Source organism: Candidatus Ruminimicrobium bovinum, assembly GCF_902760015.1.
Classification (GTDB): Bacteria; Elusimicrobiota; Endomicrobiia; order Endomicrobiales; family Endomicrobiaceae; genus Ruminimicrobium; species Ruminimicrobium bovinum.
The window spans coordinates 1-10640 of sequence record NZ_CACWEU010000182.1 but is presented as its reverse complement, the minus strand read 5'-3'; the positions used below and the strand labels follow the sequence as shown (position 1 = coordinate 10640).

The 10640-nt window shown below is 31.2% G+C and carries 8 protein-coding genes and 1 pseudogene; all 9 read right to left on the bottom strand.

The genetic code is table 11. The features are described from left to right. Positions 1-295: pseudogene (locus tag ACMUOV_RS06185) on the bottom strand (phenylalanine--tRNA ligase subunit beta); the annotation flags it as partial. 117 nt (positions 296-412) lie between these two features. After that, complete coding sequence (gene pheS, locus ACMUOV_RS06180; RefSeq protein ID WP_413854236.1) at positions 413-1435, bottom strand: phenylalanine--tRNA ligase subunit alpha; 1023 nt, start codon at positions 1433-1435, stop codon at positions 413-415. Next, the gene (locus ACMUOV_RS06175; RefSeq protein ID WP_413854235.1) at positions 1422-1703 is read right to left on the bottom strand and encodes a tetratricopeptide repeat protein; all 282 of its coding nucleotides are present in this window, start codon (positions 1701-1703) and stop codon (positions 1422-1424) included. Before ACMUOV_RS06175 ends, pheS begins: the two co-directional genes overlap by 14 nt. Positions 1704-1710: 7 nt before the next feature. Beyond that, positions 1711-2400: a potassium channel family protein gene (locus ACMUOV_RS06170; RefSeq protein ID WP_413854234.1), complete on the bottom strand. Its 690-nt coding sequence runs from the start codon at positions 2398-2400 to the stop codon at positions 1711-1713. 151 nt (positions 2401-2551) lie between these two features. Further along, complete coding sequence (locus ACMUOV_RS06165) at positions 2552-3865, bottom strand: TrkH family potassium uptake protein (RefSeq protein ID WP_413854233.1); 1314 nt, start codon at positions 3863-3865, stop codon at positions 2552-2554. 12 nt (positions 3866-3877) lie between these two features. After that, positions 3878-4225: a 50S ribosomal protein L20 gene (rplT, locus tag ACMUOV_RS06160; RefSeq protein ID WP_413854232.1), complete on the bottom strand. Its 348-nt coding sequence runs from the start codon at positions 4223-4225 to the stop codon at positions 3878-3880. Positions 4226-4255: 30 nt separating this feature from the next. Further along, positions 4256-4456, bottom strand: coding sequence for a 50S ribosomal protein L35 (gene rpmI, locus ACMUOV_RS06155; protein WP_413854231.1), 201 nt, complete (start codon positions 4454-4456; stop codon positions 4256-4258). 29 nt (positions 4457-4485) lie between these two features. Next, a complete protein-coding gene (infC, locus tag ACMUOV_RS06150) occupies positions 4486-5037 on the bottom strand; it encodes a translation initiation factor IF-3 (RefSeq protein WP_413854230.1) in 552 nt (183 codons plus the stop codon). Between the two features lie 349 nt (positions 5038-5386). Beyond that, positions 5387-10640, bottom strand: a 5254-nt coding sequence (locus ACMUOV_RS06145; protein ID WP_413854229.1) for a hypothetical protein, incomplete at its 5' end; no start/stop codon positions are given.

The following is a 10640-nucleotide window of genomic DNA, read 5'->3' as shown; positions in this document are numbered from 1 at the left end:
CCGGGAGTTTTGCACCGATTAAAGCAAGCGGAATGGTTTGACCTGCCGCAACATTCGGAGCCCCGCAAACAATTTCATAAGTTTTTACGCCGTCGTAAACTTTGCAGACCGAAAGTTTATCGGCATTGGGATGTTTTTGCTTATCAAGAACTTTTGCAGTAATTACACCTGTCCAATTTGTTCCGCCGCTTACTATTGAAGTTTCAACGCCCAAAAAAGTAAGTTCCTTACAAAGCTGCTGCGGACTTAAATTAAAATCTACAATATCTTTTAACCAATTATATGAAATTTTCATTATTACTCCTTTAAAAATTTGTGAAACAAATTTTCAGCTGACGGCTGAGCCGAATTTGCTTTACAAACACTCAGCTCTAAGCCCCAAGCTCTAAGCAACAAATTGCAAAGCAATTTGTTAGAATTGTTTTAAAACTCTTATATCGTTTTCATACAATACTCTCATATCGTCAATTCCGTATTTAAGCATTGCAAACCTTTCAACACCGAGTCCGAAAGCATAACCCGTATATTTTTCAGGGTCATATTTTACAGCCCTGAATACATTAGGATGAACCATACCGCAACCCAAAACTTCAAGCCAACCGCTGCCTTTACATACTCTGCAACCTTTGCCGCCGCATAAAACACATTTTATATCAACTTCGGCGGAAGGTTCGGTAAACTGAAAGTGAGACGGCCTAAAACGTAAATCTATATGGTTGCCGAAAAGTCTGTGAATAAATAAAGTTAAAGTTCCTTTAAGTTCCGCAAAAGTTATATTTTCTCCGACAACAAGCCCTTCTATCTGATGGAATATCGCAGAGTGTGAAGCATCCGTTGCTTCATTTCTAAAAACTCTGCCCGGTATTATTACTTTTATCGGCGGTTTTTGTTCTTCCATAATATGAATTTGCCCGGCAGATGTTTGTGTTCTTAATAATTTATCACTGTTTTCAAGATAGAAAGTATCCTGTGTATCTCTTGCAGGATGATCTTTCGGAATATTTAATGCTTCAAAATTATACCAATCCGTTTCTATTTCGTTGCCTTTTGCAACATTAAAACCCAACGAAATAAAAATGTTGCTCATTTCTTCTATGGTTTGTGTTATTATATGATAATGACCTTTCGGAAATGTAAACGAAAAAGCGGGAGAAATATCTATTTTTTCATTTTTAAATTTTTCTTCCAAAAGTTTATTTTTTATTTCCTTTTTTTTATCTTCCAAATTTTTATTTAAAAGATTTTTTGCTTCATTAATTTTTGCACCGGTTGTCTTTTTTTCTTCAACCGACAAACTTGATAAAGTTTTTAAAAGCTCGGTTATCTTTCCTTTTTTACCGAGATATTCAACTTTAATAAGTTCAACTTTTTCTTCCGTGTCAATATTTTTTAACTTATCCAAAGCTTCACTTAAAATAATATCAATCCTGTTCATTGTTTATTCCTATAAGTTTATTAAGATGTTCTCTTGCCACCTTGTTTTCTTTATCAACGGCCAATGTTTTTTCATACATTGTTTTTGCATCTTCAATCATTTTTTTATTTTCATAAATCAAACCTAAACTGCACAATGCATCAACGTTTGCCGGATTTATTTCCAAAACTTTTTTAAAATCTTCAACCGCCTCATCGAATTTACTGTTTAAAAAATAAAACATTGCCTGTTCTTGTATTATTTTTTCATCGTTATTTTTATTAACCATTACAAACCTACTTGTTAAATTTTTCTATTTGCTCCTGTTTACCTACAATAACCAAAATATCATTTTCCATTATTTCATCGTCAGGTCCCGGAGCAACGTTTGTTTTTTCTTCAATATCTGGTTGGCCTTCATCATTTATAAAAGGAATATGTTTTTTGATTGCAATTACGTTTATTCCGTATTTTGTTCTTATTTCGGAATCTTTTATTGTTTTGCCGTGGCATTTTTTCGGAGCAACTATTTCAACCAAATTAAAATCTTTAGAAACTTCTATCTGTTCCAAAATGTTAGGCGAAACCATACTTTCGGCCAATTTTTTTGCCATTTCAAATTCGGGATAAATAACTCTGTCGGCACCTATTTTTACCGCTATTTTTGAATGCCATTGGCTGATACATTTTACTATAACGTTTTTTATACCCAAATCTTTTACAACCAATGTGGCAAGTATGCTTGTTTCTATATCTTCACCTATTGCAACCACCACCGTATCACAATCTTTAATACCGGCATTTTCAAGTGCTTTACCGTCTGTTGCATCGGCAACTATGGCTTGCGTTACAAAAGATGTTATTTTATTGACAATTTCTTCTTTATTATCTATGGCTAAAACCGGAAAACCTCTTTTAAATAATTCTTTCGCAAGATTTGAACCGAAAGTCCCAAGCCCGATAACCGCAAATTGTGTTTTTGACATACTACCTCCATAAAAATCGCTTTGCGATTTTTAGCTGATAAGCTGATAGCTGAAAAGCTGAAGAGTTTATCAAAGTGTCCTATCGGACAAGTTTAACATATACCTCTATAATCTGATAATCCAATAAACAAACAAATTGCTCCGCAATTTGTTAACCTATCATCAACCTGGCGTCGGGATATCTTATATTATTTTTAACCGTTTTAGTGTTAACAACATATATCAATATTGTTACGGCACCTATTCTTCCTATAAACATGGCGACTATTAAAATAACTTTACCTGCAGCAGTTATCGAAGATGTTATTCCCAAAGATAAACCCACCGTACAGAAAGCCGAAACAACTTCAAAAATAACATTTAAGGGCTCACTGTTTTGTTCAACACAAAGCATTGCAAAAACAAATAAAAACAACAACGATACCATAACAATAAAAATTAACAATGCTTTCTTTATCAAATCAACATCTATACTTTTTTTTGCCAAATTATATTCGTTTTCACCTTTTATCAATGCACGAACAAAAACAAAAACAAGCGCAAGTGTTGTAATTTTTAAACCGCCGGCCGTACTTCCGGGACCGCCGCCTATAAACATTAATGCCAACGAAAAAAAAGCTATCGGCATGGAAATATCGGTAATCGGTAAAGAATTAAAACCTGCCGTTCTGATACTTAAAGACTGAAAAACAGAATTATTTAAAATAAAAGCAAAACTTTTATCCGCAAAAGAATTAAGGTTCCCCAAAAACAAAACTATTGCAGCAATTAACGTTAAACAAAAAGTTACCCATAAAATAACTTCCGAATGAAAAGTAAGTTTTTTTGTTTCGGAATAAAATTTTTCTATTATGTCAACCAAAACAAAAAAACCTAACCCGCCCAAAAGTATAAGCGAACTTAATGTCCATAATACGGCAGGGCTGTTGGAAAAAAGTTCCATACTGTTTTCAAAAAGAGAAAAACCGGCATTACAAAAAGCCATTATTGAATGAAATAACCCCAAAAAAATTGCTTTTTGCAACGGATATGAACCCATAAATTTTAAAGTTAAAACTACGGCTCCAGCCAATTCTATACAAAGAACAATAAGTATTGCTTTCCTTAATAATTTAAAAAGATCGTTAAACGAACTTATATCAAATAATTCCTGCATTATTTTTCTGTCTTTTAATGCTATTTTACCAAGCAAAAACCCTAAACCCGTAGATACCAACATATAACCGAATGCACCTATTTGAACCAAACACATTATTATAATCTGTCCGCTTAATGTAAAATATTGGCTGATATTTACAACCGACAACCCCGTAACACAAACTGCGGATGTTACCGTAAACAAACAATTTAAAACGGACAATTCAGGGTTTACCCTTGCAAACGGCAAACATAAAAGAACAGTTCCTAATACAATAAGTCCTATAAAAAACAGTATAATAGGCAGTAATGCAGAATTGCTCTTCATAAATAATTTTTATTATGAAGCTTTTGCTATTTCAACCAATTGTTTAAATGTTGCGTTGTCGTTAACGGCAATTTCCGCCAACATTTTTCTGTCTATTATAACATTGGCTTTTTTAAGCCCGGAAATAAACCTGTTGTAAGACATACCTTCTTCCCTAACGGCAGCATTTAAACGAACTATCCACATACTTCTATACATACCTTTGCGGTCTTTTCTGTCGTTATATGCATATACCAAAGATTTTTCTACCTGTTGTATTACCATTCTCCAACGGTTTTTCTTTGTTGCATAATAACCTTTGGCTAATCTAAACGTTTTTTTCTTTCTTTGTCTTGTATAAACAACACTTTTGGCTCTCATTTATCTATCTCCTTAAAAATATTCTTTAAATTAAACGGAATAAGGCATAAACTGTTTCATTCTGCCCATATCGGTTGAATGAACTATTCCCGGTTTTCTTAAACTTCTTCCTTTTTTAGGTTCCATACCTGTAAGCAAATGTCTTTGTCCGGGTTTTCTATATTTAAGTTTTCCCGTGCCTGTTGCTCTAAATCTTTTTTTTGCACCACTATGGGTTTTCATTTTAGGCATTTTCGTTTTCTCCTGTTTTAATTTTATTTTTATTTTTGTTTCTTTTTCGGACTAAGTATAAGAAAACTTCTTGTTCCCATCGACGATACTTTTCCTTCCGACGTAGCAATATCGGCAAATTTATTTTTAATATCTTCCAAAATATTGAAACCTAAATCCTTATGCTGCATTTCTCTTCCGGAAAACATTACCGTTATTTGAACTTTGTTTCCTTCTTCCAAAAAATCTTTTATTTTTTTAGTTTTTACGTCAAGGTCATGCCCTGCAATTCTTGTTCTTAAACGAACTTCTTTTAACTGAACAATTTTTTGTTTTTTTCTTGATTCCTTTTCCTTTTTTGATAAATCATAACGGAATTTTGAAAATTCAAGAATTTTACACACCGGCGGATTTGCCTGAGGTGAAATTTCTATTAAATCTTTACCTGCCGCCTGTGCTTTCGCCAATGCCTGCGCTATAGGAACAATCCCTACCTGAACTCCATTTTCGTCAATCAATCTTACTTCCGGTACTCTTATGTACTGATTAGTACGGTATCTTTTTGTATCTATACAATCCCCCTCGCAGGATTTTACCTGCAAAATAAAAAATGGAACGGATATAAAACACCCGTCCCTATATAAATAACAAACTGCAACTTCTAAATTTATATACCTTTTCCCTAAGGTGAAGGTGAGCCGGGACGGCTACTTTTTAATTAATATGTCCTTGCGGACTAATATAAAACGTTTTGTTATTATATATAAACTTAAAACAGAATGTCAAGGGAAAATCACAATGTGCTTATTTAGCACATTGTGATTTTTTATTCTTTGTTTATTCTGCTTTGTTTCTAATCTTTTGCTCTTCTGTCGTTTGTCGTTTGTCGTTTGTCGTTTCCATACATCTATACATCAATACTTCCATACCTCAAAATTTGCTTTGCAAATTTTATGCTGAAGCAGCCACTGCGTGAACATCGGATATATTCATTAAGGCTTTTAATGAATCAGGTAAATCTTTTTCTGTTGCCATTCCTCTACCCAAGTTACCTAAATCTTTCAAACTGTCTTTTGCGTTTTTAAGTATTGATTTTATCTTAACTTTATCTGTAACTGCTTCTTGTAATGCAACTAAATCTATTTTAAATTCTTCATCTTCTATGGTAACTTTCTTATTTACAACAGCATCTGCCAAACCTTTCACTATTACATTCATATTTACAGCTTTACTTAACTGTATTGCAACTTGGATATCCTCAATTGTTCCATTATTTATTGTTTCTTCATCAATTTCTTTATTATTATATGCAATTAAGATATCTCTTGCTGCTGAAAGTAATAGTATAGTTGCAATTTTATCTTCCTGTGCATATTCATAATCTGCAACTTCAGATACTTCAAGCATAAATCTGTTTACTATTTCTTCATTGTTTTTAACATTTGCCACATCTGCTATATTATCAAAACCAAGTAACCTTGCTATACCATCCGCATCTTGACATATTGCAATTACAGCTGCTATTGCATGTTGCATTTCTTCAGGTTTTGTTACACCTGTTAATGCTTTAACAAGCTCCTTACCATCAGCATCAATATTATCCAATGTATCTATCAATATATCAGTTATATTAGTTAAAGATTTAGAATTTTGATACCTTGCTACGGCTTGTTTTAGTTTTTCTTGTGATATTTTGCCTTCTTGTTTTTTCAATAATTTACACAAGCTGTAGACGGTACTTATAGTTTCACCTTTAATACCGGATGTTACTATTTCTTCACTTTGTAATGTTTGTAACATATCTACTACTTTTGCCAAGTCATATTTGCCGTTTTCATCTTTAAGTTTATTTACATCAACGTTAGCTGCTTCTGCTAATGTAGTAATAACTTCTTCTGCATTATTAATCAACGATGCTTGTACAACATTCATTACCTTTGCTAAATCATATTTTCCAGTTTCATCTTTAAATTCATTTACATCAACATTAGCTACTTCCGCTAATGTAGTTACAACTTCATCCGCATTATCAGTTTGTAATGATACTTCAATCATATTCATTACTTTTGCTAAATCGTATTTACCGGTTTCGTCTTTAAGTTCACTTACATCAATATCAGCAGCTTTTGCTAATTTAGTTATAACTTCCTCTGCATTATTAGAATTTATTAAATTTATCAAATCAACAGCTTGTCCAAGTAATATTTGTTGTTCGGTTGTTAAATTTTTATTAAACTTATTTTCAATATTGGTATTTGTAAATATTCCTTTTTCTTCTGCTGCGGTTTTAACTTCTTCAACTGTTGATTTTTTGATACCATTGTCAGATAATATTTTCTCATAAAGTTTAGAATTTTCTAAATCAGCCTGTTTTAACATATTTAACATTTCATCTTTATTTCCAGATTTGTAAAGTTCAATAAATCTATTATAATCAAAGTTCTTCCAACCTGATAAATTCTTTGTTTCTTCTGTTTCATGACTGAATAGTTCTTCAAAAATTTCAATTATTTCATCATCCGCAAAAGAAACTACTCCGTCTTTAACTTGCAATGTTGCTACTAAAGCATTATTTAAAGATATTGAATTTGACTCTTTGTTACTAAAATCAGATTTTATTAATGCACTTGTCATACTCATATCCAAATTATTGTCACTGGTATCATATTCTCCTTTAACGAATGATAAGAATGCATTCTCTTTAACATCATTAAAGACTTTTTCTTTCTTCTGAAGCATCTTTTCTGATTTAGCTAAATCACCGGTTATAAGGAAATTAACAGTTTTTATAGGATTTTTTATTACTACAGGTATAATACTCGGTAAAGCTTTAATAAAATCTGTTTTATTTTCAGTTTGAATTCTTCCAAACTTATCAGCAAAATTCTTATCTTCTTCTGACATTGACATCTGCTTATTTACAGCATCTTTATATGCTTTTTCATATTCTCTTACAGCATTTGCTTGTTCTTCATAACCTACTATTTCAAGCATATCTGCAATGTTACCACTTGATACCATTTTCAATACTTTTTCTTTATCATAATCATTATACTGATAACCTAATGCTAATAAATATTTATAATTATCTACAGCAAACCATTGTTGATTTGTTAAAGTATCACTATTTTCAGAATCTCCTACTATTTCTTTTATTATAGGATCATCCTTTGCAAAATTATATTTTCCAGAAACTTTGTTATATAAACTTTCAACTGTAGGTTTAGCTTCGCTTCTTTTTGATTCATTAAAGTTATCAATTCTTGATCTTTGCATTTTAAGTCCTGCACCTTGAAGTTCTCTTCGTTCATTTTCCATTTGAACTTCTTCCATATGTCTATTAACAAGATCAATATCCCATCCTTTATTTTCTTTTGCAGCTTCTCTCAATGTATCAATTTCAATCATTCTTTCTACAGAATGTAACTGTATAACCTGTTTATCATAGGACTCTTTTGAGAATCTATTACTACCATAAGGATCCGTTCTTCCCGCACCTTGAACTAACTGAGTTTCTGTCATCAATGCTGAATCCAACAGCCAGTTATTTGCAACAACTTTTCCTTTTTCTATACCATTTCTGTAATTAAATACCTTCTGTGCATCTATCATATTACCGGCATCCCAACCTCTACCTATTAGTGTGGCATCAGATATAACATAATCATAAACACCTGCTTTAACTTCATATTTCAACAAATTCAATTCCGCTTCACTAATACCGGAATCAACATATTTCATAGTTGCTAAATTTCTTGATTCTTCAAAACTAATATCAACACTAAGTTTATCCATTATTGCTTTAGCTTTTAAATCTACTATCGTTTCAGCTTTTATTATGTCAAAATCAAGCTCAGAATTATTTATTATTTCAGGTCTATATTTTTCAGGTATCTTTGATACTTTAGACTTTAACTCTTCAACTGTTTTACAATTCAATAATTCATTTACAATCGGAGAAACTTCTGCGTTTGCTTCAATTATTTGTCCCATATTATCACTACTTATTTCCCTGCCTAAAGTTCTTTCAATTATTCCTTCATATGTCATCTTAGCATCAGCAGAATGTGCAGTTAAAACTAAATTAAATACAGATTGTCCTTGATTTTCTCTAATAGCATTTGTACTATCAAAAATAACATCTGTTCTGTTATTTGCAGATTCTACTATACCAGATAAAGTGTTTAATTTTGGTGTTGTTCCTTTTATTTCAAAACCCATTTTGTTAAGAACATTAACTTCAGAAGCTTTTGATACTGTTCCAGAAACACCAATTATATCACCAAACAAACTCATTGCAAATACTGAATTTGAAACATAAGAATCCGAACTTGGTTTAGTTACGGAAAGATTTTTTCTTATTTCCAATGCTTGCATTTGCCCTGCAGGCATTGTCATGTCAGGAGCATCTTTCGAACCATATATTACACAAATTTCACCATCTAATTCTTTATAATCCCTAAATTCAACTAAATCAAATGATGACATAACATTTCTAACATGCTCCAAACATTGTTTTTTACTAAAGCCTAAATCTTTGCCATACTCTTCATACATTTTGTCTGCTATGGCTTTTATTGTATTTTCTCTATCTTCTTTATTACTATTATTATTTTTTTCACTATCATTTTTATTCTTTTTCTTTTCACTATTAAAATCATCTTTTTTACTGTCTTTAATGGTGTCATCTATAATGCTATGTATATCATTACCCTTTTCTAAACCACTAGAACTACTTTCTTTGTCAACCTTTGTAGTAACATCACCAATTTTATTATCATGTTCTATTTTAGACATTTCTTCTAAAGTAGAAAGGTCTTCTTTTGCAGGATCAATTATTTCAATTGATTCTATTTTACCTTTGCTATTCATTTTAAACTTACCATTTGTAAGCATTTCAAAGTAGCTTACATATTTATTGCCTTTTTCTATAGCAGCCCTTATTTCAGGTGAAGCACTTTCAGGTATTTCATTATTCTTACAATTTTCATATTTAGAAATTAAATTATCCAATTCACCACGAGTTCTTTTTAAATCTGTATCTATCATTTTTTCTAAATTTGAACTTAAATCAACATAATCATTTAATAATTTATTATATTTATCTTTGTATTCCGCTGATGATTTATTTAAATCCTTCATTTCTTTTATAGTATCATAATACTTAGCCATGGATTTTGTAGTAATATACATACCATTAGATTTTGCCAATGCCTGTTGTGCTATAGATGCAAAAGTATCTACCTCATCGCAAACAGCATCTCCTAACCTTTTTAACGGAGAATTTTCTAATAATTCTTCACCCATATCTTTAAATTCTTTTTGCAACTTTTCTACTTCATTAAACTTTAATCCTTTATCTTCACATGCTTGTTTTAATTCCTTAATATCTTTATAATCTCCTCTTAACAATTTGAATACAATATTAGCTTGATACGGATCAGAAAATTCAAGTTTACCTTCTGCAGTTTTTGATAAATCTGCACCAATATCACTACATAATTCCTCTAACTCACCTGGCTTTGTTTCAAACATTCTAGAAAATTCACCGGCAACTAAACCATTATATGTTTGGTAGTCAACCACAACAATTTTAACCTTATCGCCTATTTCTATATTTTGGTTAGATTCTTCAGCTGTAATATGTTTAACTTCTTCTGCTTCCAAACCTAATGTTCTATTTAATTCTAAAGCTAATTCATTTGCATTTGTAGAGTTATTAGTTAAAACTGTTAAAAATTTATTGAATTCTCCATTTAATTCAATCTTACCTTGTTTTGCATATAACATTGCGGCTGTTAATGCAGTTATTACTGTTTTTCCTCCACCTGTTTGCAGTTTTTCTATAAACCTCGTGTAATTCCCGCCTTTTGCTATTTCAGAATAAATATCAATTAATGCTTTCTTTTGATTTATTAAATAATCATCATATTCCATATTAGTTCTAAATGCATCAGTAAATACCTCTGTTGCCTTTACATTCTTTAATAACTCTTCAATATTCTTATTGGTTTTCCCACCTTCCATATTGTTAAGTTCTGTATTAAGTTTTTCAAAAGCATCTAAAATATTTCTGCAACAATCAATACCGGAATCATTTCTAACAAAGAAATCCAAAGATTCTTTTAGAACATATTTTTTATTGTTTATTTCAACAATACCTTCTTTATTGAAAGAAATATTTTTATAATTATCCGGATTGTCT